Below are 25,178 nucleotides of genomic sequence, written 5' to 3'. Positions count from 1 at the left end.
TTGAGCTTCTCTTTTTACATGGTGTTGAGTACTTCCAAAACAGAAGTTTTGTCATTTAATCGTGCAAGGATTTCTTCTTTTTCCTTTTGTTCGGTGGTGTAGCAGTAATATTCGGGTTTACTGACTTCCAGGGCAAAAACCCGGGAGTATTCGCCCAGCGAGATAAATACTTCCTTGAACTTCCGGTCAGATGGCAGGTTTTTGTTGATGGACAGGATCTGTTCTTTCTGGAATTCATTCAGTCCCAGGAAGCGGCTGATTTCATCAAACTTGTTTTTAAACTTGTTCATATCCAGCAGTATTCTTGTGTCGGCATTGTTGATAATCGCATCCCTGATGATGGGTGATGAGATTACATCATCCACCTCCTGGGTAACGACCATAGCCTCGCCAAAAAATTTGCGGATGGTCTTGAAAAAATACTTGATAAACCCTGCCATTTGCGGGGTAGCAATAGCTTTCCAGGCTTCTTCCAGGCAAATGACCTTGCGGGTGCGTTTCAGCCTGCGCATTTTTTGCAGGAAAATGTCCATGATGATCAGCGTGGCCACCGGGAAAATCACCGGGTGGTCTTTTATCGAATCCAGTTCAAAAACAAGAAAAGGACAGGCAAAAAACTCATCGGTATTCATGGGCTTGTTCAGCAGGTAATCGTATTCCCCACCTTTGTAATACTTGCTGAGGATAAAGAAAAACTCGTTGCTGTTAAACTCGATGGATTCGTCTTTGGCCAGGCGCGGAATGATTTCTTTGCAGAACTCGTAGTAACTGTCAAACGAGCGTTTCTTTTTGATGTTGGTTTCAAAATACCGGTTTACCGAAAAGGCGATCACATCCTTTTCCATCTCCGTCAGGTCCGCCTTGTAAATGGTATAGATGACCGACAGGATGGTTTGTTTTTTCTCGATATCCGGTTCCCCGTCCACCACAAAGGGGTTAAACGAGATGGGGTTCGTCTCGGAAAACTCGACCAGTTTTGCCCCGCCTTTGTCCTTGAGCTTTTCATCCAGGTAGCGGGTCAGGATTTCATAGCTGCGCCCTACATCCAGTAAAACGATGTGGCAGTTTTCACTTTCTGCATATTGCCGTAGCAAATGGTTGGTAAAAAAGGATTTCCCGGAGCCTGAACCGCCGATAACGATTTTATTGCGGTTGTGGATCAGGTGCTTTTGCATCGGCTCGTCTGAAAGGTCAATTTTTACCGGGCAGCCCTCCTGCCGGTTGGAAAGGTTGATGAAAAAACCGGAATTGGAATTCCGGACTTCGCCTTCAAAATTGACCAGGCAACAGGCCTGTGGAACCTGTGTGATAAACAGTTCCGTTTCCGGCAATTGCGTTGAGAAAGGCACGCAGGCAAAAAACAGCAGGGGCAAATCAAAGTTATGCTGGTACGGGAAACAGTTCATCAGCGAAAAAGCTGAAGCGGTTTCGCTTTTGTATTTTTTCAGTTCCGGAAGGAACTCGTCAAAAAGCATCACATTAAAATGTGTTTTAACGATTTTCTCGCCTGAAACCTGTACCGTATCCAGGAAATTTTCAATCAGTCCTGCATTGACCTTGTTTTCCGAAGAAAATTTCGACAGGCTGTAGATCTTCTTATGGTTGCCCTCCAGCCCGGCTTTTACTTCCTGCTGCGCCGGGACATAGATAAACTGGTTGGTCATGTGTGAAAACGGCAGGTAATAGGTCACCGGGTACACCATGGACACCGGTAATCCGGTCTGGGGATGGCCGCTTGTTGGCCTCACTTCTGTTGGCAAATGTGAAAAGTCGCTTAAACTGAGGATTTCCACAAAGCGGTCCATCACCCTTAACCTGTCCCTGAAATCGATCCCTCCCAGTAAAGGTTGCCCAGTCCGGAAATTAAGGGTCAGATACCGTTCAATCAGTCCGGTTGTGCTATCATTTCCGATTACCTCCTCCTGCACAACCGGCGTTGCCTTTATCCCGCATTGACCGAAAACCGAAACCAGGTTGGAACGCAGCTCGTTTATTTTTTCGTTCAGCTTTGTTTCCTGCAGTTTCTGTTTGCGGGAAAATACCAGGGACGAACCCAGGTAGTTTTTTAGTAAACCAACGTTAAGCAAACTGATGTACAGGTAGCATTCATGTTTCAGGAAAGGCCGCCCTTTAAAATGATTCAAATAAGGCCTGTTCAGGCTGTTTTGAAACCCTTTTTCAGAAGTTTCCCTTACGTCAAAGTGCTCCACAAAAAAGAAATCCTGTTTATGGAGCAGGGTATTTTCAGGCAACAGGTTTACCGCCCTTTGGAAAGTATCATGGAGCATATACAACTGGTCAGCGCTGTTTGACAGCAATTCCGGCAGTTCAAGCCTTAGCCCGAAGCCCCTGTCGAGGTTATTGGAAACCACGGTATCACCGTTAAAGCCCAAAATGGGCAGGCTCTTTTCAATGGGTTTTACCTTCATCGCAGGAACCGTTTTTTAATGGTGACAAATTCAGGGAGTTGCCGGGCAATTTTCTTTTTGGCCCATCCGGCATGTCCGTATTTTTTTTGGATTTTATTCAGGCGGTACAGGTAGGCAAAAAAGAGGGGTACGCAAACCACAACGGCAATAAAGGCCCCGGTAAGGATATAAAGTAGCACAAACAACAACAGGGCGGCAATGATACCATACAAGGCTGAATAGACCAGTTGCCCTGAAAACCCTTTGATGTAAAGGTTGGTATCGATTTTTTGGATCGTATAAGCTTTCATCTCTCTGACCGTTAGGAAAAGAATGCCCGGATAACAACTCCAACAAGAATCAGGAACAGGCAAGCGCCAAACCAGCCCATGATGGCTTTCTGAGTGTCCTGGTCACCGCTTTGCCATTTGATGTAAACACGGACTCCCCCAATCAGTCCGACCACGGCGCCAATAGCAATGATCAGGTTGGCTACGGGGTCAATGTAACTGCTGACTTCAGAGGTAGCCTGGTCAATCCCACCTGCACTCTGGGCAAAGCTCCTGTATGCGCCAAAAACTGTTAAAGCAATAAATGCCACACTTTTCTGATAAACCGTTTGAATCTTTTTTCTCATGATTTTGATTTTTAGTAATTATTGTTGATAATGGATTTCGGGAATCATTTTGGCCAGTACCGGGCTGTTTACCGCTGTAAAATGTTCAATGGACAAACCTTCGTCATAACAGGTTTCTTCATACAATGAAGCCGGTAAGGGTATATTTTCAACGGGGCCTATGGGCAGGATTTCCGAGGGGTAATCCTGTGATAAGATGACAATGGGCTGTAACGTTTCGTATACAGTAATCCCCGACTGGAATTCCTCATAGCTTTTCTGACTGTTTCCCTGCTTTGACTTTAGCCAGCCAAGGATAATCAGCGCCCCATACCAGGCCAGTAAAACAAGCAGGATAAACGCTGTAAACCCGCCCCAGGTGATCCCATTAATTCCAAACATAACTTCATTTTTTTTGTTATCGGGGCAAAGGTCAAAAGCGGGGAAACGGGAAATACCACACTGTGGTGTTTTTTCTTTAGTAAAATCTATGAATCGCTGTATCTCAATTCATTAAAAACTGATTTTTTGATAGCGGGATTTAGTTTGTGATGTTGTAATACTAAATGGTTCGATTTGAATGGATTTAAACACATCCATTTTTCAAAAAGAACAGAAAAACCGTCAAAAAAGAAAAGAAATTCGAAACGGAGCCGCCCGGGGCGAAAATGCAGGGCTGGCGCGAAACTTTGAACTTTCTGCATTAGACTTTAAACCCATTATGCCGCGCCACATGTTTGGCCTTGCATTTTCAGAAAGCGCAGGCCTGCAGGCAGGGAGGCTAACTTTGGATTTCTTTTTTGGTTTTTGACAAAATACGGATAGTACCTGCTATTGTATTCATGCGGGCGGGCTAAGGGCAAGTGCAGCCCTGCAAGGCACTGGAAGGGCGGCTCTTGCCGTGGGAAGCCCAAAGGCTCTTTCCCCGTGACGGCGACAAACAGCGACCGTTCTCCGTGAGTGGGCGAACGGGATCAGGGAGCATTGGAGCCGGTTAGGGGAATGTGCCGGGGCGGAGAGATAACCCTGAAATTTGTTATTTATCTTTTATTCCGGGCACGCATCTAAAATTAGAAGATAATATATTAGCTGTTTTGTAATATTTTTATTAATTTTAGATAATATTTTATCTATCTATTTATGTATTCTCTGGAACCAACACCATACGAAACAGGCCTGCAAATCGCCCAAAGGCACCGGGCGATGCGTAAAAGACTGAAAATCTCCCAGCAGGAAATGGCCGAGCGTTCCGGTGTTTCTCTCGGTAGCCTGAAACGGTTTGAGAACAGCGGCAAAATTTCACTGGAATCGCTCCTTAAACTGGTGCACCTTTTGGGGAGGCTAAGCGATTTTGACCATGTCCTGAAAGAAGGGGAAAACCCGGATGATATTGAAAAACTATTCACCAACAAATAATACGGAATGATTGGAACAGAAAAAATAGCGGTGTCCTTATCCCTTGACGGACAAGATATCGATGTTGGGGAACTGGTGCTTTCAAACCGAAAAATATATTTCAAATACACCTCTGCTTTTTTAGACAAAGGACTAAATATTTCCCCTATCAGGCTCCCGTACAGCAATCAAATTGTCAGTGCGGAATATGAACCGTTTGACGGTTTGTTTGGCGTATTCAACGACTCCCTTCCCGATGGTTGGGGTAGGCTGCTTTTGGACCGTACGTTAAGCTCAAAAGGGATCAATATTTCTGATATAACTCCGCTTGACAGGCTGGCTTTCGTTGGGTACAAAGGGATGGGGGCATTGGTTTACCAGCCGGAAATTGAATCCGGGAAGATAACACATCCGGGGCCGGAACTGGATACCATTGCCGATGAGATGAACCAGGTACTCAAAGGGACCAGCCCTGAAATCATTGAAAAGCTATTTATATTGGGAGGTTCTTCCGGTGGAGCGAGGCCAAAGATCTTTGCAGGGTATAATGATCAAACCGGAGAACTGGTGCATGGCCTTGACAGTTTGCCTGAAGGTTACACACACTGGATCATAAAATTTGCTTCATCTTCCGACAACCCGGAAATTGCCAACATCGAATTTGCCTATTCCAAAATGGCCTTACTGGCCGGTATTGAGATGAGCGAATGCAGGCTATTTGCAGGAAAATCGGGTCGGGTCTATTTTGGCACCAGGCGGTTTGACCGTATAGGCAACAGGCGTCTGCACATGCATACGGCTTCCGGGATCATGCATGACAATTTCAGGATAAGCACCATGGATTACGGGCACCTGATGGATTGCGCCTTCCGGCTGGAAAAACATGTACATGCGCATGAAAAGATCTTCCGGCTTGCCGCATTTAACGTTTATTCCCATAACCGGGACGACCACAGTAAGAATTTCTCCTTCCTGATGAATGCCAAAGGGGAATGGCAATTTGCGCCAGCCTACGACCTCACTTTTTCCTATTCCGGCTATGGGTTCCACAGTACCATGATAGCGGGGGAAAGTAAAAATCCCGGAAGGAAAGACCTGATGAAACTTGCCACCCATTTTGGAATAAAAAATGCAAAACCGATCATTGAACAGGTGCAGGAGGCCATAAGCAACTGGGAAGAAATAGCAAAGGAATCCGGTGTTTCAAAAAATAACAGACAATCCATAAAAAATGCACTGGACAAGTTAAGGGATTGAAAGCAATCTGTTTTCATTCCCGTTTGTCCTGTGAGTTTTTATCAAAGGCTACCAGGTTAAACATTTCGCGCATCCGGCTGCGGACGCGGTTTCCATATTTTTCTTCAATTTCAGAAGCAGAAAGGTTGGTGGTCAAATGGGTGGGATACCTTTTGAAACAAACAAATCATAACGGCTGAGCAGGATTTCACCCATAACATTACATTCATTGCCAAAATGTTTTTGAGGCTGTTCAACACCTAAATCATCAAAACAAAAAATACTTGGAACAGGATTGGTATAACTTAAATTCAAGGGATTCTTACTGTAGCGGTTAATCACTTTATAACCTTCATTTTCAAATTCAAAAGTAATGTCGCGGGTGGATTTTACCTGGTATTGTTTGCCGGATTGGAAAAAGTATTTTATCAGTGCCATGAGCGTTGATTTCCCACAACCGATTGGGCCCGCCAGTAGGATACCTTTTTTCATATCCAGGTTTCGTTTTTCCGATTCGGTTTTATCTTCAATGGCGTAAACAATCAGGCTGTAGATTACGCCATAATCTTCAGGATTAAGCCTGAAATGTTCCCCGTACTGTTGTCTGCCCACTTCTTCCAGCCATTTCCGGCACGAAGAGAAATCAAACAGGTACATCCCGTTTTTGAATTCTGCGATGTCTTTATAAGGGTTCGGAGTAGTCTTTATCGGTATTGACATGGAGCGGGTTATTTCCTTTGATTTTTTCTCTTCCATTTTCTATTTTTTTGGAATGGGCCTGTTTGTTACCGTTTGTAATGTTTGTATTCTTATATAAAGCTTTATCCCCAGCCTTATCACTACCTTTACCGGAACCTTTATTATCAGCTTTACTGCCAGCTTTATCACTACCTTTATCAAAACTGATACAACTCACTTTGCTCCCCGTATTCGGGTTAAACGATGGGAAATATTCAATATACCCCCACCGGTGAAGCTCTTTTATGCACTTTGTATAGGTATTGACCGACCCGATATGGGCAAGGAACATAAGCTCTTCCCTGGACACCGGGAACGGGTTTCGGAAACGATTCCGGTTCCAGAACTGGAATAAGGCAAAATACAGGCTGATATGAAATGGATTGATCCGTTCATCTTCTGCAAACCGTTCAAACAAACCGGTTTGGTGCCTGATGTAATTCATCTGCCACGGCGAAACTCAAAACGGTTTTGCACCAGGTTTTCCTTCATCATTTTCCGGATATCTTCACTGTCGTAAAAAATGACCCCGCCTACTTTGGTAAATGGCAGGGTACCGTTGATACGGAGGTTTTGGAGCGTACCAGGGGAAATATTCAAGAGTTCCCTTACTTCCCATGATTTTAACCATTTTTTGAACGGTTGGCCATGGTGGGCAGCCAGCAATTGTTTGAATTCCTTGAGCAATTCGATTTTAAATTCCCTTAAATCATCGGTGGTTACAATTTCTGTTGGCATAACATTTTGTTTTTAAATGATACAATTTGAGTTTTGCCAAAATTGGGTTTCCCGATAACAAAAAATACCACAGTGTGGTATTTTTTAAATCAATTTATTTGTAATAATCTGATTTTAAACTTCTTGCACAAGAAGTTTTCTGGTCTGTTTTTACAAATAAAAACAATCAGGAAGTTTTACTAAAAAATTCATTGGAATTGGCCTTGTTTAGTTTCATTTGGTTTCGCCGTAAGGCAATGCACTCCCGATGCAGGGAACGAAGTTCCCGGAGTTTCTCTTCCGGGAGTGTATTTATTATCCTGATTTGTTCCTCCGGGTCATTCAACCGGTGATAAAGAATAAACGGGCAATCTTCTGTCGCGTCACCAAAAGGACAACGCTGAAAGGTTGCTATTAAATCGGCATTTTCAATATTCTTGGCTGTCAAATATTTATTCATTGGTAAAATATCTCAGGATTACAAAAAAAGCGTGGAACCGGGAAACACCGTACCGGAGGTATCGTCAAACACCTACATCACAGGCAAACCCGGCCCACGCTATAGCGCAGGCGTCCTGTTTAGATTCCTGTGATGTGTATAAATTTGACGATTTTCCGGTACAAGAATTTAAGCTAACGCGTTTGTATTTTTATTTCATTTATCTTTTCATGATAACAGTAATTTGTATTTAAACTTTTACAATAATTGCTCTGTAATTTTATTCCGGTTTTTATTTTAAAAATTATTCTCATTTCGTTTACCTGTCCCGGTTTTTATACCGGTTGTTCCTTTTTTTCTTCTCTTGTTCTCGTCCGACTCTTCGGCCCGCCTGAGCAAAGTCTCTTTCATTAAGTCCAGGTACCAGAACGGTTGTTTTTTACATTGGACAATTTCATAGAAAGTATGGTAAAACCCGAATAACTTCACATTAAACAGGGATTCAAAACCGCTGACCAACTCATTAATATGGATGTCCCCGTTATTGACTGCTTCTGTATAGTAAATGCCGTAAATGATTTGCATCAATGCCCGTTTCTTCAGGCTCCAAAACATATCGGTACGGATGGACAGGGAATTGCCCCTTGGTTTTAACCGATTGATTTGGGCATTACAATATGCTGCAATTTTTTCATTGGCTTTGATGGCAGCCAGCGTGTAATCGTAATTTGTTGAAAAATACGGGTCAAAAATAAAATGCTGGCAGCTCAGGGTACAACTGATTCCTCCACGGACAAAATATTTATCGTCCATGTGTGTTGAACCGCTGCGGTAATAGAGGTAAAATTCCGGGTTATCATTAAAAAAATCCTGTACCCTGCTAATCATTTGTTTCAAATATTTTTTCCTTCTTTTTACGGAGGTTACCGGCTGCCTGATCAAAATTTCCCAGAGTTTGCTGTAATAAAGGTATTCCCCGAGCACAAAAGGTTTTGTCACTTTAAAAAAATGGATTTCTTCCCCCTTGTTTTTAAAGTTTGAATGATTAACATATTCACGTAATTCCAACAGCGCTGCCGAACAAATCCCAACTGCCCTTTCCGTTTTTAAAATCTCATCGTCCTGTTCACCGTCTGTTTTTTGCAAATTGTTTTTTAATTGTTCTACGATATGTTCCGCTTTAATAAACTCCACAATAACACGAATTTTATCTATTGGTCATTGCAGGTAATTAGCCTACAGGTTTTCCTGCCGGGCAGCCTTTTGCTGAAGCCGTAATTTTACCTTAATGTTCCGGCGGGTTGTTTCATATTTCTGAGCAATTTGGTGAAGCTGTTTCAACCCGTTACGGTAGCTGGTATACAATTGCTTTAAATGCCCTAAATCTTCCTCCACCAATTCCATTTGTTCAACTGATGCCCCCTCTTCCATACGTTCAATAAACCAATTGTGATCTGCTTCACTTAGTGCTCCCATTTCGATTATTCATCTTTTTTATTTTACTCCCAATAAGATTTTCCCGTTGGGCATTATTTCCATGCCTTTTTCCAGCAGCAACAGGTATAATAAAAAAAGAAGGCCGGGGAAATTGCTATAATTAGTTTTCACAATCAATCAATCAATTAAGTTCAAACCCCGGCCTTTAAAAAACATCTCTTTATTCTAAATCCTTTTTATATTTAACCAATAAAAGAAGTTGTAAAAAGGGATAAATCCCAAATTTTGTTCTTAGTTTGTTAATCCCGTTCCTGTTTATAATTCCAAACTAAACTGTTTCGTAGATACTAACTCATTAACACTATGGTAAAACAGGTATGGAAATAATATTATAACATATATGGATAGTAAAATGAAAAAGTAAATTGTTATCCAGACCCCGCAGAAAAGCGATAAAAAGAAGAATAGGGTTTTTGTGATAGCTTTTTTCTTCATAATATCCTTCTTTGGTCTAATTTTTATCCCCTCCGTTGATTTTAATATTCCATATTTATTCTTGAACAAAAGTAGAAGATACTCCTACTAGAGACTATTGATGGCACCGATGTAAGCAATGTCATCCGTTCTCCAACATAGTGTAATTAATGAATATCCAAATCGAAAAAGAAAGGCTTATCAATTTCTCCAAATAAAGGTTCCATCACGTTTGAACCATCCAGTGTAACACGCATGACCTTCCCGTCAGTGGAACTATTGGTATTATTCATCCAAAAGAGATAATTGTTCTCCAAATCAATCTCTGCATCGTTAGGGTTTATGAGGTTCTCACTATCTGCTTCAACGAAAGTGGTTAAATCACCTCCATTGAGACTTCCTGAAAAAATAGTTCCTATTGAATTATTAGTGTCAACGATATATATTTTATTGTTTTCTTCATCAATAGCAATACCTTTAGGGTCGTTAAGTCCATCATCTGCATCAAATAAGACAACAGCTTCTGAAGAACCATTTACAGATCCCTTCATAACGTGCTTAGAATTCTCTTCTGTCCAGTAAATATCGTCTTGTAATATTTTAATTGACCACACCCATGTCTCTTCAATACTCTGATCCAAGGTATATAGTGTTTCTATTGAACCACCATCCAAGGCTGCACTCTTAATCCATTCGTATGCATAGGTTTCAGCATCATAACACAATATAAATATCTTATCTAAGGATCTATCAACGGCAATATCAACAACATAGCCAACTCCATCATATAAGGTTTGTATCTCTCCTGTACCACCGATAGCAGCTCTTAATATCTTTCCTGAAGGATTACCCCAATAGATATATCCCCCTTCTGTATCCACTTCAATCCCTTGTGGATCAATAGATGAATATAATTGAGAGATGTCAACCCTATCGCTATTTATTTCTCCTTTATAAATTCCGTCAGCAGATGTCCAATAAACAATCTTAACACTGGTAGGGATTTCCAATACCGTATATGTCCATGTATTTGATTCGTATCCACCACGAACCACTTTGATGGTTACTTCTCCCGGCTCCAATCCTTCGGGAACATTTACATTAATTGTATTGTTTGATGCCCCCCCAAGTTCAGGTTCTGTTGCCTCAACATCGTTAAAATAAACGGTGATTGCAGAAATATCTGCACCAAAATTTTCTCCAGTAATGTTAACCTCCGAACCCACATAACCCGATTCCGGCACCACACTTAATAATTTGGGGTCGGGTAGATCTGTATTGAATGTAAAATTCTGTGTAGTAGTTACCGATTGTTCCCCAACAGTTACCGTTATGGGGCCGTTGTTACAATCGGGTGCCAACACTTTTAGTTCAGTCTCTGTTGCAGAGGTTACTATTGCAGAACGATTGGTGGTAAATTTAACCATGTTCAGGGTATAATTAGTAGCATTAAACCCGGTTCCCGTAATCGTTACGGTGTCGTTTTCCCTTGCCGTAGCAGGACTAAACGAGGTTACAGTTAACTGCGGGGTAGTATCAACAGGGTCGTCGTCTTTACTACACGAGATAAATAGGGTACCTGCCAGTAAGACGAGAGCAAATACTTTCATACTGATGTCATTCAATTTTTTCATTTTCATTTAAATTTATTGTTGAAACTTTTTTATTGTTTTTGTATAATCACTCCATTTATTTGAAGATAATTTTAGTCAGAAAGTTAAAATGTAGCGCTTATTCCGAGGTAGATTAGACGGATGGTATTATCGCGCATGGCATTTTCGATGTCATAAACCGGTTTTTGTCCGTTATTGGAAAGCACGTCTGGCCGTTTTTTCCCGTCAAAATCCCTGTCGCGCCAGCCGGTAATGTCTTTTTTAAACAGGTTTTTAACCCCAGTCTTTAGGGTGAAGTTCTTTCCCATAGGCTGGATGATGGTAATATCCATCAGGTCATACGCATCCTGGTACAAATACCCAAACTCGGTATCGCCGGTGGCAAGAAGCGTCTGGCTGGTGTAATTGTAATTAAGGGATAGCTGTGTTTTGTATTTGGGATCAGTATAATACAAATTGGCATTGACCAAAAAAGGAGTAGTGCCGGTTAGGGGCCTGTTACTTTCTTTGGGATCTGTCCAAACCAAGCTCCCTTTTGAGAAAAAAGAGTTCTCTATTTCAGTATAGGTATAGGATATGTTAGCGATCAGTGAAAATCGGTCGGACCAGGTTACAGGTATGAAGCCAAAATTCTTGCGGATTTCTATTTCAGCTCCGTACAAATCGGCCTTTTTATAGTTTACAGCCAATGCATATGTGGCTCTTTCCGATTCCCACTCAAAATTTTCAATCGGGTTTTTAATGTGTTTATAAAAAAGGCCAGCAGCCAAAAACTCACTTTCGGAAGGATAAAACTCCCAACGTAAATCTGCATTATCCAGACTGGCATTTCTTAACACCTTATTGCCGGTATATATTTTCCCCTCTTCAACCGATACATATAAATCCAGCGAACGCTCCCGGGCAAAAGCCCGGTCGAGAGTTTTGCCGTAGCCAGCCCTTAGTCTTTGGTTTTCAGCGATGTTCCAAGTCGCATATAAGCTGGGCAACCAATAGTTGAGATAAGGACCTTCAAGATCTAGAACAATGATTTCGTTTCCCATAGGTGTCCTTTCTTCGGTCACCGCATCCCCGTTTTTATCGTATAGCTGTGCAAATTCATACTCGTAGCGCACCCCCCCATAAATGTCTATCTTCTTCTTAAAGAGACTCTGTTTCCATCCCAGGTAGCCCGCCCATATCCGGTTCTCGTAACGGTAATTATTGTCGGTTGCGTCGTATACAAAATCTTTTACCGCCTCGTCTTCCGTATTATAAAGATCAGGGCCAAACAACTCATCCAGGTTCAGCCACGGACTGGGAACATGCATATAAGGCTGAGCTCCGTCATTTAAATGCGATATCCAGTAGTAGTCTGATGAGCTCGATGTGCGTACCTGGTCTGTATAAGCACCCCCGGCTTTCAGCGTGCTGTTGGTATTCAGTTCAAACACGTAATTAAGTGAAGCGTGTTCGCCTTTTTCTTCAATGGTATAGGACGAACGGGAGTTGCCACCGCTTTGTGTTGAGGGAAATCGAACCTGATACAAACCCTGGTGAGATGGATAGTCCATATATTGAAAATCAAATATTTCCTGATCGGGCACAAACGATTTGAAATAACTGCGTCCGTAGTTCCAATCGATGCTGTGTTTCCCTAATTGATGGCTCCCTGAAAATTGTCCGGAATATAGATCATTAACTTTGTAAGTGAAACCCAGTTGGATGTCCTTTGGGATGGAATCCGACAACCGGTATGCAGCACTTCCATAGGTAGCCCGGGGAGCTATCGAACTGGCATCGGTAGCATTGCGGTTGGCAAAAAAATCGAAGCCCAGCCGGTGGTTGTCATTAATCTCAACATGGAGAGACTGCAACGCATTTAGCCGTACTTTTTCCGTAGAGATACTGTCCAATCGTTCTATACCTCCATCTATCCTGTCATGGTCATAGTCTATAAGGTTAGAATAATAAAACCGGTACCTTGTATTTAGTTCCCGTTTATATGTATAATTCAGGGAAGTGAGGTTATTGATCCGTACATTGCCAATCAGCCACGAATCATAGTAGTTAAATCCAAAGCTCCTGTTTAGATTATGTTTTGATTTCTCCAGCCTGTTTGCCGGCATCATGGTTTTTAGCTGTTCCAGCCTTTCTGCGGGGTAGAGATTGTACGAAGGGAGGTCTTTTAGCTGGGGAATGAATTCGCGATCGTCAGCCCCCATGCCCATCCAATCGTCTGAAGCATCATTACTTCCGGTATACAGATCGGTAAAACCGGTTTCTGTATCATAATCGCCCGAAATGTTGAACTGGAATCTCCGGGCAACCTGGCTCTTTTTAGTGCTTACTTTAATAATACCTCCGCCAAAGCCTCCCGGAAGTTCCGGCGCCGGTGTCCGGTAGATTTCAATAGCATCAATTACCCCCGAAGGGATCAAATCGAAGGCAAATGCCCGCTGAAAACTTTCGGAACTGGGCATTTGCATCCCGTTGATATAGGTTTTGATATAGCGTGGCGCCATCCCGCGTATTAGCACAAATTTGTTTTGCATGGATACACCGGGCGCCCGTTTTACGACATCGGACGCATCACGGTCAAGGCTTTTGGCAATCTGCTCGCTTGAGATACCTGCAACCATCAAGTCGGATGCGCGGATGGTGCTGAGCAGGCTGAACTCGTCGGTATTCCGTATGGGAGCGGTTTTTACATTGACCCTTCCTGTTACTTTTACTTCATCAAGATCTTCCGAAGCAGGGCTTAATTTTACATCGATCAAGGACATTTCCCCTGATGTGACTTTCACTTTTTCAAACCGCCTTTTCTGGTAGCCGATAAACGATACTTCTATGGTATAAGTGCCGGGGGGAATACCGGAAAGGGTAAAATTCCCGCTCATGTTTGTGATTGTCCCTGCAGTCGTACCTTCCAGCGCGATAGATGCACCAACCAAAACTTCACCGGTTTCGGCATCTTTTACACTTCCTTTTATACCACCTGGAGGCTGTACCGTTTTTTCTTCCTTGATATTTTGTCCACTGTTTTTTGATATGGCAATCGTAGTCTTTACTTGTTTATAAGAAAAAGAAGCTTTTTCGGAAAGCTCATCCATCACCAAATCCAGCCTTTTGGCCTTAGCGGTGATCGAAATTCCCTTGACAGATTCTATTTCTTCAGGCCAGGAAAATTGTAATGATGTTTGTTCTTCTATTTCCCAGAATATGTTGGTTAGCTTATCATTGGTAAAATCCAGGGTAACGGTAATTTCACGGAGTGATTGTGACCTGGCATTATTCGCAATCAGCGTACCCGGAATTAAATAGCCTGTTGCAGTAACTATTAACAAACGAAGAACACACTGTAAAAAATAATTTTTGGTATTTTTACACATAGTTTTTTAATATTAATCAAGAGTTAGAAAACTTTTATCCTGGCAGTAGTTGGCGCTACTGCCTTTTTTTATTAAATCTACTGTGGCGATAAACCATGTATTAAGGCGGTTGAGAATGTATGTTTCTAATCATTGTTTACCGGATATAATTATTTCTTTACCATCAACTGAATAGGAGAATCCGGCAGTAAAAGAAAGTATTTCCATAATGCTTGTTATATCTTCATTTTTTTGACGGAAGGTAACTTTCTTGTTTGCCAGTTGTTCGTTTTTAAATACAAACGAGACGTTGTAGTACCGTTCCAAAGTTTTGGTTATCTTGTCTAACGGTTGCTGATCAAATACCAGGAGCCCATCTTTCCAGGCATAACTTGCGTAAGGATCAATTTTTTTAATAATGAATTCGTTCGAACATTTATTATAAACCAACTGCTGCCCCGGCGATAATACCGCATTTTGACCGGATTGCCCCGAACCAAATGCAATTTCGACCTTGCCGGTTGCCAATGTAACGGTTACTTCATCATCTTCCTGATAGGACTGGACATCAAATGATGTTCCCAATACTTTTATTTTTATTTCTCCTGCATACACAATAAAAGGTTTGTCCGGGTTCTTTTTTACATTAAAAAAACCTTCACCTTCTAAAAATACTTCCCTTTGTTCACTTGAAAATTCAGAAGGATATTTTAACGTACTGTTATTGTTGACCCAGATTTTCGATCCATCAGGGGTGTTGACCATTTGAGATTGATTCCCGGCTGAAGCCAACTGCATCACCGCAGCAGGGTTTTCTTTTTTCATAAAATGTTCAAGTTGTGGATAAAACAGGACTGCAATGAGTACTGTAGCAGCTATTGTTGCTGCCCATGGGATAATGGAACGAAAGGGTAAATGTCTTTTACGATTGTTCCTGTCTGTACCTGAAAGTTGTGCCCTGATCCATTCAAGCCTTTCCGAAGCCTTAGGCGAAGCAGGTATCTTTTGTCTTGTTGAGAAGCTTTTTTCATGTTCTGTAAGCACTTCCATCCAGATTGCATCATCAATCCCCTCCGAAATCAACTGCTCGGTTTCTTTCAATTCCTCCGGCGTAGAAGTATTTGCAATAAATTTCTTCAATAAATAAATAGTCCTGATATACTCCGTCATTTTGGATCTGATTTTATTTGTTTCTATATGTTATACAATTAAATCTACCCCACATATATAGGCCAAATTTTAATTTAATTATTCTGCAATAATTATGTAACAGATTATAAATTTTTAGTGGGACTAAAATTTCAAATGCCGGAGGAATAAAAGGTTGTATTCTAATTTTTTATAAAAGGAAAGTCCTTGTTATTATTTTGAAAAGGAAGAAAAATATTACAAATTATAATTACCTCAAAAAGAATAGCAGAAAAAAAGATGTGGTCAGGACGCCGTTCATATTCAGATATTCCCTTATTGCTTTTAACGACTTTACCATCTGGGTGTTTACAGTGCCGGAAGTAATACTTAACTGTTTTGCCGTCTCTTCGTATGTCAGCCCTTTTATTTTACAAAGCTCAAAAATCTTTTTTTGCTGGGCAGGTAGGTTAGCAATAGCCTGATTGATTAAGGATTCTGTTTCCCTGAAATCAAAAGATTCTTCCACAGGTACAGATTCCTTTTCAGCATATAAAAATATTTCCGAACGTATTTTATCGTCCAGGGAAGCGCGTTTCATCAGGTTCAATACATGATTCTTCGCCACCGTAAAAAGAAAAGTCTGAAATGACCTTTCAGGATTCAATAAACCTCTTTGTTCCCAAATTTTGATGAAAACTTCCTGCAAAACGTCATCTGTCAAATCGGGTGATTTGACAATACTTAGCACATACCGGTACAATTGCCCCTCGTATAAATGGTATAATTGGGTAAAAGAAGCTTCATCTCCCTTTTGAAGGTTCATTATCAACTTTTTATTGGAAAAGGAAGCTGGCATAGTGAATTATTTCTGCCCAAATGTATCAGAATTTTAGTTTTAGGAAAGCCAATCAATATTAAAAAAAAGTAAATCTTTGGTAACTTTCGGTAAGTCATTCTATACAATGAGATTAACATATTTCATGGAATATTTCCCTGAAAAGGATAAAAACAAAACCATCGCGTGAATAAACTAATGTTCCTATTTTTGCACAAAAAGATACTATAACGAAATGAATTTATATCTAAACCGCGAGATCGCCCGTGATTACGATAATTTTTATGAAACCCCGCAAGGAAAAGCAATAGATAATATTGAAAAAAAAATTATCACAGTATTAATGGAAGATATCCCCTGTGAACCGTTGCTTGAACTGGGGTGCGGCACCGGGCACTGGACACAATTTTTGGTCAACCGGGAATTCCACGTAACAGCTACTGACGCCTCAGAGGAAATGCTGAAAATTGCACGAGGTAAAAAGATTAATAACGTGGTTTTTCAACAGGCTGACGCTACCATGCTCCCATTTGCCGACCAAAGTTTTTCTATTGTTGTTTCTATAACCATGCTTGAATTTGTAAAAGATGAAACAAAAGCGCTCAGTGAGATTGACCGTGTTCTAAAATCAAGAGGACATCTGGTTTTGGGATGCCTGAATTCACAGTCAGAGTTGGGAAAAAACAAAGGTAATGATGAGGTTTTTCGGCACGCCCGTTTTTTCTCTCCCGAAGAAATAAGACAAATGTTATCACGCTTTGGGAAACCAAGACTGGAGACGGGGGTTTATTATTCTCCTGCATTTGAGTTATTAGATGATACGGAAAGTCAAAATACGGTGCATCCGGCCTTTATTGGCGCAGTTGTTCAAAAAAAATAATAATAATGGAAATTACAGCGGAAATCAGCTACTACCCACTGAAAGAAAACTACAATAAACCCATACAGGAATTTATTGATACATTAACAGAAAATCAAAAAGTTACCTTTGAAACAGGAATGATGAGCACAGTTATTTCAGGAGGGTATGACGAGGTAATGCTTTTGCTTGTTCAAACCATAAAGCCGTTTATGGAAAAATACCCTTCACTATTTACGCTTAAAATAGCAAACACCTGCAAAATCTAAAAAAATTGTTCGGAAAATTCTGTAAGTAAAAACATTCCTGATTGTTACAAGTAACCCGTAAATTTCTTTTACAATTTCTATGCTTCTATCACGAAAACAGGGTGATATGTCTTTACTCGATATTAGACTGTTAATATCATTTCTTAGCGGTCACTAAAAAATTGTTCGGAAAATCCATATAATCCTGAATCTCATAAAATCCTGTTCCAAGCAATTGTTCTTTTACCTCATAGGGTTCGTATCTTAACTCTAAAGATGGGCCATGTTCCATATCCTCCTTTTTCCAATCTGATATAACAATAACACCGTTAGGCTTTAATAGCCTGTAACATTCTTTTAATGTTCCCTCCGGGTCATCCAGTTCATGATGTAGGTTTACCATAAAAATTAAATCGGCAATATTATCATTCAAGGGAATTTGGTTATCAGATATTTTCATAGGATATATGTTGCCATATTCCGGTACAATATTTTTGGCCATCCAATCAACCATAATCTCCGAAATATCACATGCATAAATTTTGCAGCTCTTGTAAAGACGTGCAAAAGGAATGCTGAAAAACGCTGTACCTGCACCCAAATCTATAATTACTTCGGGATTTTCAATATTGGTTAATTTTACAATAGAATCAACCGGAAATATTTTTGACCGTTCAGGATTATTTAATCTTTCAAGTTTTGCCGGATTAAACCTCTTTTGTTCCATATTTATCTTTATTCTTTAATGCTGACTAATTTAAAATTAATGAACGTTTGAATATAAAATAGCCTCAGAAATCTTCTCTACCCTACAATAGTAGGAAAGCCAAATTTAACCAACTTTATTTAATACAAACTTTTCATGTTCTCCAAAATATCTGTATATATAATCTGGACATAAACCCGCTATGTCCAAACATTTTTGAAAAAACCTCAATCAGTGTAACATTTGACAGTATAACAGAGATTTAAAAAATGCAAGAATAACATTCCATAATTTGTTAAATTCTCTTCAAATTATTATCTCATGATGGCTGGACAATATGGAGAAGTTAGAGCCTGGGAGTTGATTAATTGAAAAATACTTTGGATAATAAAAAAAAGATGCCCCCTAAAATTTTAAAAAATAACGCAACTAAAAATGTGGATTAACCATTTTACATCTAAAATCAAATAATAAATTTATGAAGACCACAAAAAACCTAATTTATCTACTTGTCATTTTTATGATAGTTAGTTGTACAAAGGATAATCTTGAATCTATTGAAAATACAAGAAATAAGTATTCGTGTGCATTCTCCATTATCGCGAACCAAAACAAAGTCCTTGTTAGCGGATATTTAAATACTGATTCAGAGTTTAGGACTAAATATTGGATGGATGCTTTAAGTGTTGACTCTTTAACTTTTATCAGTTCCTTAAATAATGGCAGCACATACAAAGAGCCTGTTGATGAGCTATATAGAACTGTGTCGGTTTATAAAACGTTAAACGGGGAAAACGATATATATAAGTTTGACCAGGGTAGTTTTATCGATGATGGAAAAATATTTTATTACAAAAACAACGAGATTGTAAGGATGGACACCTCTGCTACCGGGACAATAACTTCAGTATGTATTTTAAACGACGAACCTTTTTTTGCAGGATATTTCAGTGAAAAAAGGTACAGTGAGGCAGGTGAAACCTTAGCGCCAAAAACACCGTTTTTTTGGGATGGGAACACAACATTAATTAGCCTGCCTTTGCCAGACGATGCTTTTTTTCAGGGAATTAGCTGTGTTTATGTTGATAAAGAAGATTATTACACAGGAGGGTTAATGAGTTTCCCGATGTACTGGAAAAATACAGAACCTGTAATATTGAGCACTTTGTATGGTGAGGTTCATCAAGTTATTGTATCAGAATCAGATGTATATGCTGTAGGATTTTACAATAAAAACAATAGTAACAGTACCGGACATACAGCTTGCTACTGGAAAAACGGAGAACTTTTTGAACTCGAAGATAATGCACAGGCGTACGGAATTTATGTTGACGGAAATGATATCTATGTTTCGGGGGCAACAGGAAATGTGGCGTCTCAATACAAAGCATGCTATTGGAAAAACGGAGTTAGAGTTGATTTGCCAAATTAAGAAAAATGAAATTTTTGGACTAAAGCAGGAATCAAATGTTAGAATTGCTCAACAAGCATTAACCAGAACAGGGGGTATTGGCCCAAAATGCAAATAATAGATGAAAATATTTATGTTTCTACACTAAATGGTATTTCCCAAAAGTCTATTAATTCAACAAATGATACTACATGGGATTTATATAGTGTTATTTGGAAATAATAATAAAGGATTAACGTTTGCCAATAAAAGACAACCAACATGAAGTATACTTTAGCATTTGACGTTTACGGGACATTGATAAATATATCAGGAGTTTTCGACTCATTGGAACAAATGATTGGTGATAAAGCAAAAATGTTTATGGATACATGGAGAAGTAAACAACTGGAATATTCAGTTAGACGCGGATTAATGAATAAATACGCTGACTTTTCGGTGTGTACTAAAGATTCACTGGAATTCTGTTGCCAGATGTTTAAAACCGATTTAGCCGGAAGTCAGAAAGAAGCTTTAATGGATGAGTACTCTGTTTTGCCGGTTTTTGCCGATGTTAAGGCCGGGTTGAAGAACCTAAAAGAATCCGGGCATAAATTGTTTGCCTTTTCAAATGGAAGCAAAAAAGCTGTATCAAAGCTTTTAACTAATGCGAAAATTATTGACATATTTGATGATATTGTAAGTGTTGAAAATCAAAAGACTTTTAAGCCAAGCCCGTTAGTTTATAAGCATTTCAATGATGAGACTAACTCAACAAAATCAGATTCCTGGTTAATATCAAGTAATTCTTTTGATGTAATTGGAGCAATTTCATACGGGATGCGAGCAGCCTGGGTACAGCGTTCTCAAGATTCAATATTTGACCCATGGGGAATTGAGCCAACAACAATAATCAATCAGTTGACCGATTTATCGTTGAAATTGGAAATGAAAGAATGAAAGGCAGATATGAGCAACTATAAAAAAGAAATCTTAGAGAAAATTTGTTACACTGAACTTGTTTACAACAGGATCAACAAGAAATTAAACAAAGAGCTTTCAAAAAGAGAAATTGAAGAATTGATTCTTACAATTATAAAGGAGACGGATGAGACGGAATTTCATAAAAAAGGCAAAAATATTTATATAATAAACAACGAAAGAAATGTCAGGCTGACGATTAATTCCAATACCAACAGAATAATTACAGTAGATAAAATGAAAAAAACATTGAGCCACTAACCTGTGGTCATCAAACATTTGAGGTAAAGTGATTATTCGAGTGTCCTACTACGCATCAAGGTTTGGTAACTGTGGATACGAACTAATTCATAAATTCTTTTGAACTTACTACTAAACCTTACACGATAGCCTGAAAATGTAATTTGAAACAGATACTTAATGAAAGACGGGCTTTGATTGCTTTTGATAACAGAAAAAAGAATTGTCAAAGAAACAGTTGAACTAATCTCCGTTAAGGTCATTATGAACTTTCAATAGATCCGAACTTAATCTCTTGTTTATTTCATAACATCAATTTATTTTGATACTTTTAAGTAGAATTTAAGTTCTATAATGAGCATATAATTATAGAGTTACCAAAAAGGTACCAAAAGAAAAGCAGGTATATAAACATCTGATTTTAAGCGCATTAAAAACAATAATCGTGCCCTTGTTCTATGCATATCCCATTAATCAAACAATTTAAAAACAAGCCTATAAATTACAAGGAACAATATCGAGAATAATTAAATTTAACACATTGCATTTATAATATTGCATTCAACTTCTTCATGTCTTCAGAGATTTTCTTGTCCACAATTCTAGCATAAATCTGAGTGGTTTTAATCGAGGTATGCCCCAGCATGCTGGAAACCGTTTCAATTGGTACGCCATTGGTTAGCGTGACCGAAGTTGCAAATGTGTGCCTTGAAACATGCATAGTCAGATTTTTATCGATCTTGCATATAGCTGCCAGTTCTTTTAGATATTCGTTCATCTTTTGGTTGGAATTTATCGGAAGTAACTTCCCGGTGATGCCAAACACCGGATGTCTTTCGTATTTTTTAAGGATATCTTTGGCCTGATCTAATAAGGGAATCCTGCAACGGATATCGGTTTTATTCCGGTCAATGACAATCCACTCATTTCCGTCATCCCCCAGGTGAATATGTTCCCGACTAAGTTTCTTTAGTTCGGCGTACCCGAGCCCGGTATAACATGCAAACACAAATATATCCCGTACCAGCCCCAATCGCTGAGTACTTATTCCTTTGCGTCTTATTTTGTCAAGTTCCTGTAATGTAAGGTAATCCCGGTGGGATTCGTTCCTGACAACCTTAAAGCGTTCGTAAGGGTTGGCGTTAATGTAATTTAGGCCAACTGCCGTATTCAATACCTTCTTCAAATGCTTATGATAGGTTACTGCAGTATTAGGCTTTACCCGGAATTTCTGCTTTAAATAAACATCCATTGCATTAATAAAACCATAGTCAACTGATGAAACAGGAAATTCCTGCCGCTTAAACTGAAAGCTGATAAATCCTTTTATCCGTTCCCTGCTCGTTTTATAATGTTTCAGGGTTCCCTGCGAATAATCAACCCCGACCCGCGCTTCTATATCTTTTATCACGGAATCAAAAACCGAAATCAGGCCAACCTTCTTCTTCGGGGACAAAAGTTTTTCTTTTAGATCAAAAATGGTGAAATGTTCTTCGGTTGATTCCAATAAGTTGAAAGCATCCTGTACTTGTGTAGCAACTTTACCTAAACGGTTTTTGACTACCAGAGCTTCCTCGGTCTTCCCCCTGGGTTCCTGCCTGCCACTACTCCATAAATCCGGTAAAATAAAAATACCGGTTGACAGTTCAAACCGTTCCCCATCAAGCGTACACCGCAAATAAACAGGGCATTTGTCATCTTCCCTGGCCTTTGACTTTTTCAACTGAAAATTAACTGTTACTCTCATCTTGATTAACATTTTTTGTTTGACAAAAAATGGTCTCGTTCCCTTTTCAAAATTACCCTTTATAGGGCAATTTGAAAACATCAAAACAGACCAAAATAACTCAATTTAAATGTTAATTATCAGCGAGTTAAACCACAATCGAGACCTAACTTTTTGCCTCATTTTGCATAGGTCTCGATTTAGACCCTTTTAATTTGATTTTCAGTGCATATCCCGGCATTTGCCGAAAATAAAAAAGCGCCTAAAATCAACGATTTAAGCGCTTTTGGTTCGGAATGGTTTCCGATTTGGTGACTCAGCTGGGGTTCGAACCCAGGACCCCATCCTTAAAAGGGATGTGCTCTACCAGCTGAGCTACTGAGTCATCCTTGTAGCACCTTTGTTTCTCAAAGGCGGGTGCAAAAGTAATATTTATTTTTTTCTACACAAACCCACAGAGTATTTTTTCAAAAAAATTAAATTTTCTCATTAGCATTTTGTTACAATCATCGCCCAAAATAAAATAAAATTTAAAAACCAAAGATTGTACAATAAACAGATTTAGAATCAACTAACATCAGAGAATTGCGATTGTTTATTATCACCTCCCTTTTTTTTGTGATGGAAAATAAAATCCGGGTTTATTTTTTTTTAATCAAAATAAAACGATTGTTTGAAGGAACCAATTTTAATAGTAGATTTGATTTTTACATTTTTACTGATACGAATCGAAAAAACACTTTAAAATACCGCAGAAAGATTAAGTGACTTTAGAAGGATATATAGTACTGGCTATAATTTTTGCCTTAATAGTAATTCTCGCAAAGGAAATCATGCGCCCGGGGCTGGTCTTTTTCACGGGAGCAGTGCTTTTGATGGCCACCGGGATTATTAGCGAAAAAGAAACATTGGAAGGCTTTTCGAATAAAGGAATGATCACAGTAGGTATTTTATTCCTGGTTAGTGAAGGTGTCCGTCAATCGGGAATACTTAACCGGCTTGCGCAAACATACCTCCCTCGAAAAAGAGGGAAAATGGTCTTTCTGATTCCCCGGATTATGCTTCCGGTTTCTGTTCTTTCAGCATTTTTGAACAATACACCCGTTGTCATTATCTTTGCTCCAATTATTAAAAAATGGACAGAAAAACTAAATCTGTCTTCGAAAAAGTTTCTTATCCCACTATCTTACGCTACCATACTGGGAGGTATGTGCACACTTATTGGCACTTCTACCAACCTTGTTGTTCATGGCCTTATATTAGAGAATGGCTATGAAGGTTTTAGCATGTTCGAACTGGGTAAAGTAGGCTTATTTATCGCGATTATTGGAACAATTTACATGTCGATTGCCGGGAACAAACTTTTGCCCGGGAAAAAAATCCTTTTTAATTCAAGAAGTTCTACTGAATTTAAAGACTATTTCTACGACGTCATTGTACCGGAAAGCAGCAGTTTTATTGGTATTGAGATTAAAAACGGCCGGATAAAAGAATTGCGAGGTCTTATCATACGCACCATTGAAAGAGACGGAAAAATAATTGAAGTAAACAAAGGAAGTTACTTCATTATGCCTGAAGATAAATTATTGGTTGTAGGCAAGTCAGACAGACTAAACCTTATTTTAGGAAACGATAATATTCGTTTGCGCGGGATGGACCTGATAAAAGGTGTTCCTAAAAATGAGTTAAAACAATATGAAGCGGTACTCTCTCCCCGCTTTCCGGGAATTGGAAAAACAATAACAGAATTTAATTTTTTTGAACATTACCAGGCAGTAGTTTTATCGATACACAGAAACGGAGAACGAATTACGTCCAACTTAAGCAGTTTAGAACTTAAGGCAGGAGATAATCTGGTTTTATTAACTACGGAAAGATTTGCGCAAAACTGGGGAGATTCAAAAGTCTTCTATTTAACATCCTATATTCGCGATTACCGGACAACCGGGACTTTCTGGAAAAAATGGCTCGCCTTTATCGTACTTCTGCTGATGATTATTGGCAGTACGGTTGGGAAATTTTTCTCTTCTCCTTCGGGAATCACTTTTGATATGTTCTATTTTTCTGCCATTGCCTCTATTCTGCTTGTCTGGATGAAAATCATGCCCCATCAGAAATATACAAAGGCCATTAGCTGGGACGTATTAATAACTATTGCGTTTGCTTTTGCCATTAGTAAAGCAATGCAAAATTCGGGTGCAGCAGAATCAATAGCAAGAACAACGATAAATTTCGCTAAAGGATTTGGACCAATTGGAGTTCTTGCAGCCATCTACATTTTAACAGCGATATTCACCGAAATTATTACGAATAATGCAGCGGCTGCACTGGTTTTTCCAATTGCGATGGCAGCGGCACAACAGCTGAATATTGATCCCAAACCCTTTTTTGTAACGATTGCCATCGCAGCTTCAGCAAGTTTCTCAACACCAATCGGGTATCAAACCAATTTAATCGTGCAGGCAATTGGCGACTATAAATTCAAAGACTATGTAAAAATAGGCTTACCACTTAATTTACTGGCATTTATTTTATCACTTCTGCTGATCCCATATTTTTGGCATTTTCAATAAAAAACTAATTTGTCTGTTATTAAATTTTTAATGAATAAAGCCGAAGAGGAAAGGGTTGAAATAAAA

General features: G+C 39.4%; 26 protein-coding genes and 1 tRNA gene. 9 read left to right on the top strand and 18 right to left on the bottom strand.

What is annotated here, in order from left to right; genetic code table 11:
* Positions 1-14: 14 nt before the first annotated feature.
* The 4 genes from GM418_RS21105 to GM418_RS21090 are packed head-to-tail and all read right to left on the bottom strand — an operon-like array spanning position 15 to position 3,426.
* Positions 15-2,429, bottom strand: a complete 2,415-nt coding sequence (locus GM418_RS21105; protein WP_158869209.1) for a TraG family conjugative transposon ATPase — start codon at positions 2,427-2,429, stop codon at positions 15-17.
* Positions 2,426-2,719 (bottom strand): DUF4133 domain-containing protein, encoded by a 294-nt coding sequence (locus GM418_RS21100; RefSeq protein ID WP_158869208.1) that lies wholly within the window; start codon positions 2,717-2,719, stop codon positions 2,426-2,428. The genes GM418_RS21105 and GM418_RS21100 overlap by 4 nt, the downstream gene beginning before the upstream one ends.
* 11 nt (positions 2,720-2,730) lie before the next feature.
* Complete coding sequence (locus GM418_RS21095) at positions 2,731-3,045, bottom strand: DUF4134 domain-containing protein (RefSeq protein ID WP_158869207.1); 315 nt, start codon at positions 3,043-3,045, stop codon at positions 2,731-2,733.
* Positions 3,046-3,063: 18 nt separating this feature from the next.
* Positions 3,064-3,426 (bottom strand): hypothetical protein, encoded by a 363-nt coding sequence (locus GM418_RS21090; protein WP_158869206.1) that lies wholly within the window; start codon positions 3,424-3,426, stop codon positions 3,064-3,066.
* 178 nt (positions 3,427-3,604) lie between these two features.
* On the opposite strand from GM418_RS21090, the gene GM418_RS21085 reads away from it, so the two are divergent.
* The 3 genes from GM418_RS21085 to GM418_RS21075 all read left to right on the top strand — a co-directional run bounded on the left by GM418_RS21085 (position 3,605) and on the right by GM418_RS21075 (position 5,676).
* Positions 3,605-3,835, top strand: coding sequence for a hypothetical protein (locus GM418_RS21085; RefSeq protein WP_158869205.1), 231 nt, complete (start codon positions 3,605-3,607; stop codon positions 3,833-3,835).
* Positions 3,836-4,164: 329 nt separating this feature from the next.
* On the top strand, positions 4,165-4,440 hold the full coding sequence (locus GM418_RS21080) for a helix-turn-helix domain-containing protein (RefSeq protein ID WP_158869204.1): 276 nt from the start codon (positions 4,165-4,167) through the stop codon (positions 4,438-4,440).
* Between the two features lie 6 nt (positions 4,441-4,446).
* On the top strand, positions 4,447-5,676 hold the full coding sequence (locus GM418_RS21075) for a type II toxin-antitoxin system HipA family toxin (protein ID WP_158869203.1): 1,230 nt from the start codon (positions 4,447-4,449) through the stop codon (positions 5,674-5,676).
* A gap of 13 nt (positions 5,677-5,689) precedes the next feature.
* Here GM418_RS21075 and GM418_RS31905 read toward each other — a convergent pair whose 3' ends face one another.
* From GM418_RS31905 to GM418_RS21025, 11 genes are all read right to left on the bottom strand, one after another.
* A complete protein-coding gene (locus tag GM418_RS31905) occupies positions 5,690-5,812 on the bottom strand; it encodes a hypothetical protein (protein WP_281350174.1) in 123 nt (40 codons plus the stop codon).
* Positions 5,809-6,411, bottom strand: a complete 603-nt coding sequence (locus GM418_RS21070; protein WP_217447547.1) for a P-loop NTPase family protein — start codon at positions 6,409-6,411, stop codon at positions 5,809-5,811. The genes GM418_RS31905 and GM418_RS21070 overlap by 4 nt, the downstream gene beginning before the upstream one ends.
* On the bottom strand, positions 6,338-6,838 hold the full coding sequence (locus GM418_RS21065; protein ID WP_158869202.1) for a hypothetical protein: 501 nt from the start codon (positions 6,836-6,838) through the stop codon (positions 6,338-6,340). The genes GM418_RS21070 and GM418_RS21065 overlap by 74 nt, the downstream gene beginning before the upstream one ends.
* Complete coding sequence (locus tag GM418_RS21060; RefSeq protein ID WP_158869201.1) at positions 6,835-7,131, bottom strand: helix-turn-helix domain-containing protein; 297 nt, start codon at positions 7,129-7,131, stop codon at positions 6,835-6,837. Before GM418_RS21060 ends, GM418_RS21065 begins: the two co-directional genes overlap by 4 nt.
* Positions 7,132-7,297: 166 nt before the next feature.
* Entirely contained in the window at positions 7,298-7,570 is a 273-nt protein-coding gene (locus GM418_RS21055) for a hypothetical protein (RefSeq protein ID WP_158869200.1), read from the bottom strand.
* 276 nt (positions 7,571-7,846) lie between these two features.
* Positions 7,847-8,743, bottom strand: a complete 897-nt coding sequence (locus GM418_RS21050) for an RteC domain-containing protein (protein ID WP_158869199.1) — start codon at positions 8,741-8,743, stop codon at positions 7,847-7,849.
* A 42-nt stretch (positions 8,744-8,785) separates the two neighbouring features.
* Positions 8,786-9,025: a hypothetical protein gene (locus GM418_RS21045; protein WP_158869198.1), complete on the bottom strand. Its 240-nt coding sequence runs from the start codon at positions 9,023-9,025 to the stop codon at positions 8,786-8,788.
* A gap of 602 nt (positions 9,026-9,627) precedes the next feature.
* Complete coding sequence (locus GM418_RS21040; protein ID WP_158869197.1) at positions 9,628-11,094, bottom strand: IPT/TIG domain-containing protein; 1,467 nt, start codon at positions 11,092-11,094, stop codon at positions 9,628-9,630.
* Positions 11,095-11,177: 83 nt separating this feature from the next.
* Positions 11,178-14,444 carry a TonB-dependent receptor gene (locus tag GM418_RS21035; RefSeq protein ID WP_158869196.1) on the bottom strand — a complete coding sequence of 1,089 codons (3,267 nt, stop codon included), beginning with the start codon at positions 14,442-14,444 and terminating at the stop codon, positions 11,178-11,180.
* Positions 14,445-14,573: 129 nt separating this feature from the next.
* Positions 14,574-15,593 carry a FecR family protein gene (locus GM418_RS21030; RefSeq protein WP_158869195.1) on the bottom strand — a complete coding sequence of 340 codons (1,020 nt, stop codon included), beginning with the start codon at positions 15,591-15,593 and terminating at the stop codon, positions 14,574-14,576.
* Between the two features lie 229 nt (positions 15,594-15,822).
* Positions 15,823-16,377 (bottom strand): RNA polymerase sigma factor, encoded by a 555-nt coding sequence (locus tag GM418_RS21025; protein ID WP_158869194.1) that lies wholly within the window; start codon positions 16,375-16,377, stop codon positions 15,823-15,825.
* A 247-nt stretch (positions 16,378-16,624) separates the two neighbouring features.
* On the opposite strand from GM418_RS21025, the gene GM418_RS21020 reads away from it, so the two are divergent.
* Both GM418_RS21020 and GM418_RS21015 read left to right on the top strand, forming a co-directional pair.
* Positions 16,625-17,269 (top strand): class I SAM-dependent methyltransferase, encoded by a 645-nt coding sequence (locus GM418_RS21020; RefSeq protein WP_158869193.1) that lies wholly within the window; start codon positions 16,625-16,627, stop codon positions 17,267-17,269.
* Positions 17,270-17,274: 5 nt separating this feature from the next.
* On the top strand, positions 17,275-17,517 hold the full coding sequence (locus GM418_RS21015) for a YkoF family thiamine/hydroxymethylpyrimidine-binding protein (RefSeq protein WP_158869192.1): 243 nt from the start codon (positions 17,275-17,277) through the stop codon (positions 17,515-17,517).
* Between the two features lie 136 nt (positions 17,518-17,653).
* On the opposite strand, the gene GM418_RS21010 is transcribed toward GM418_RS21015, so the two are convergent.
* Complete coding sequence (locus GM418_RS21010; RefSeq protein WP_158869191.1) at positions 17,654-18,223, bottom strand: class I SAM-dependent methyltransferase; 570 nt, start codon at positions 18,221-18,223, stop codon at positions 17,654-17,656.
* Positions 18,224-18,680: 457 nt separating this feature from the next.
* Here GM418_RS21010 and GM418_RS21005 point away from each other — a divergent pair, with 457 nt between their 5' ends.
* The 3 genes from GM418_RS21005 (at position 18,681) to GM418_RS20995 (ending at position 20,834) form a co-directional block, all read left to right on the top strand.
* Positions 18,681-19,634 carry a hypothetical protein gene (locus tag GM418_RS21005; protein WP_158869190.1) on the top strand — a complete coding sequence of 318 codons (954 nt, stop codon included), beginning with the start codon at positions 18,681-18,683 and terminating at the stop codon, positions 19,632-19,634.
* Between the two features lie 240 nt (positions 19,635-19,874).
* Positions 19,875-20,552, top strand: a complete 678-nt coding sequence (locus GM418_RS21000) for a haloacid dehalogenase type II (RefSeq protein WP_158869189.1) — start codon at positions 19,875-19,877, stop codon at positions 20,550-20,552.
* A gap of 9 nt (positions 20,553-20,561) precedes the next feature.
* The gene (locus tag GM418_RS20995) at positions 20,562-20,834 is read left to right on the top strand and encodes a DUF3781 domain-containing protein (protein ID WP_158869188.1); all 273 of its coding nucleotides are present in this window, start codon (positions 20,562-20,564) and stop codon (positions 20,832-20,834) included.
* A gap of 526 nt (positions 20,835-21,360) precedes the next feature.
* Here GM418_RS20995 and GM418_RS20990 read toward each other — a convergent pair.
* Both GM418_RS20990 and GM418_RS20985 read right to left on the bottom strand, forming a co-directional pair.
* Complete coding sequence (locus GM418_RS20990) at positions 21,361-22,560, bottom strand: site-specific integrase (protein WP_158869187.1); 1,200 nt, start codon at positions 22,558-22,560, stop codon at positions 21,361-21,363.
* Between the two features lie 288 nt (positions 22,561-22,848).
* Positions 22,849-22,924, bottom strand: a tRNA-Lys gene (locus tag GM418_RS20985).
* Positions 22,925-23,303: 379 nt separating this feature from the next.
* Here GM418_RS20985 and GM418_RS20980 point away from each other — a divergent pair.
* Positions 23,304-25,112: an SLC13 family permease gene (locus tag GM418_RS20980; RefSeq protein WP_158869186.1), complete on the top strand. Its 1,809-nt coding sequence runs from the start codon at positions 23,304-23,306 to the stop codon at positions 25,110-25,112.
* Positions 25,113-25,178: the final 66 nt, after the last annotated feature.

Origin of the sequence: Maribellus comscasis, from assembly GCF_009762775.1 — a bacterium.
Classification (GTDB): domain Bacteria; phylum Bacteroidota; class Bacteroidia; order Bacteroidales; family Prolixibacteraceae; genus Draconibacterium; species Draconibacterium comscasis.
Note: the sequence above shows the minus strand (reverse complement) of the source record. Positions and strands in the feature narration are given on the sequence as shown.

What these genes read in the sequence shown, in the direction of transcription:
- GM418_RS21090 (WP_158869206.1), bottom strand. Translation starts at nt 3,426, where the DNA reads ATGTTTGGAATTAATGGGATCACCTGGGGCGGGTTTACAGCGTTTATC.
- GM418_RS21020 (WP_158869193.1), top strand. Translation starts at nt 16,625, where the DNA reads ATGAATTTATATCTAAACCGCGAGATCGCCCGTGATTACGATAATTTT.
- GM418_RS21015 (WP_158869192.1), top strand. Translation starts at nt 17,275, where the DNA reads ATGGAAATTACAGCGGAAATCAGCTACTACCCACTGAAAGAAAACTAC.
- GM418_RS20995 (WP_158869188.1), top strand. Translation starts at nt 20,562, where the DNA reads ATGAGCAACTATAAAAAAGAAATCTTAGAGAAAATTTGTTACACTGAA.
- GM418_RS21060 (WP_158869201.1), bottom strand. Translation starts at nt 7,131, where the DNA reads ATGCCAACAGAAATTGTAACCACCGATGATTTAAGGGAATTTAAAATC.
- GM418_RS21000 (WP_158869189.1), top strand. Translation starts at nt 19,875, where the DNA reads ATGAAGTATACTTTAGCATTTGACGTTTACGGGACATTGATAAATATA.
- GM418_RS21035 (WP_158869196.1), bottom strand. Translation starts at nt 14,444, where the DNA reads ATGTGTAAAAATACCAAAAATTATTTTTTACAGTGTGTTCTTCGTTTG.
- GM418_RS21080 (WP_158869204.1), top strand. Translation starts at nt 4,165, where the DNA reads ATGTATTCTCTGGAACCAACACCATACGAAACAGGCCTGCAAATCGCC.
- GM418_RS21025 (WP_158869194.1), bottom strand. Translation starts at nt 16,377, where the DNA reads ATGAACCTTCAAAAGGGAGATGAAGCTTCTTTTACCCAATTATACCAT.
- GM418_RS21030 (WP_158869195.1), bottom strand. Translation starts at nt 15,593, where the DNA reads ATGACGGAGTATATCAGGACTATTTATTTATTGAAGAAATTTATTGCA.
- GM418_RS21070 (WP_217447547.1), bottom strand. Translation starts at nt 6,411, where the DNA reads ATGGAAGAGAAAAAATCAAAGGAAATAACCCGCTCCATGTCAATACCG.
- GM418_RS21095 (WP_158869207.1), bottom strand. Translation starts at nt 3,045, where the DNA reads ATGAGAAAAAAGATTCAAACGGTTTATCAGAAAAGTGTGGCATTTATT.
- GM418_RS21005 (WP_158869190.1), top strand. Translation starts at nt 18,681, where the DNA reads ATGAAGACCACAAAAAACCTAATTTATCTACTTGTCATTTTTATGATA.
- GM418_RS20990 (WP_158869187.1), bottom strand. Translation starts at nt 22,560, where the DNA reads ATGAGAGTAACAGTTAATTTTCAGTTGAAAAAGTCAAAGGCCAGGGAA.
- GM418_RS21065 (WP_158869202.1), bottom strand. Translation starts at nt 6,838, where the DNA reads ATGAATTACATCAGGCACCAAACCGGTTTGTTTGAACGGTTTGCAGAA.
- GM418_RS21040 (WP_158869197.1), bottom strand. Translation starts at nt 11,094, where the DNA reads ATGAAAAAATTGAATGACATCAGTATGAAAGTATTTGCTCTCGTCTTA.
- GM418_RS21055 (WP_158869200.1), bottom strand. Translation starts at nt 7,570, where the DNA reads ATGAATAAATATTTGACAGCCAAGAATATTGAAAATGCCGATTTAATA.
- GM418_RS21100 (WP_158869208.1), bottom strand. Translation starts at nt 2,719, where the DNA reads ATGAAAGCTTATACGATCCAAAAAATCGATACCAACCTTTACATCAAA.
- GM418_RS21010 (WP_158869191.1), bottom strand. Translation starts at nt 18,223, where the DNA reads ATGGAACAAAAGAGGTTTAATCCGGCAAAACTTGAAAGATTAAATAAT.
- GM418_RS21075 (WP_158869203.1), top strand. Translation starts at nt 4,447, where the DNA reads ATGATTGGAACAGAAAAAATAGCGGTGTCCTTATCCCTTGACGGACAA.
- GM418_RS21105 (WP_158869209.1), bottom strand. Translation starts at nt 2,429, where the DNA reads ATGAAGGTAAAACCCATTGAAAAGAGCCTGCCCATTTTGGGCTTTAAC.
- GM418_RS21045 (WP_158869198.1), bottom strand. Translation starts at nt 9,025, where the DNA reads ATGGGAGCACTAAGTGAAGCAGATCACAATTGGTTTATTGAACGTATG.
- GM418_RS21085 (WP_158869205.1), top strand. Translation starts at nt 3,605, where the DNA reads ATGGATTTAAACACATCCATTTTTCAAAAAGAACAGAAAAACCGTCAA.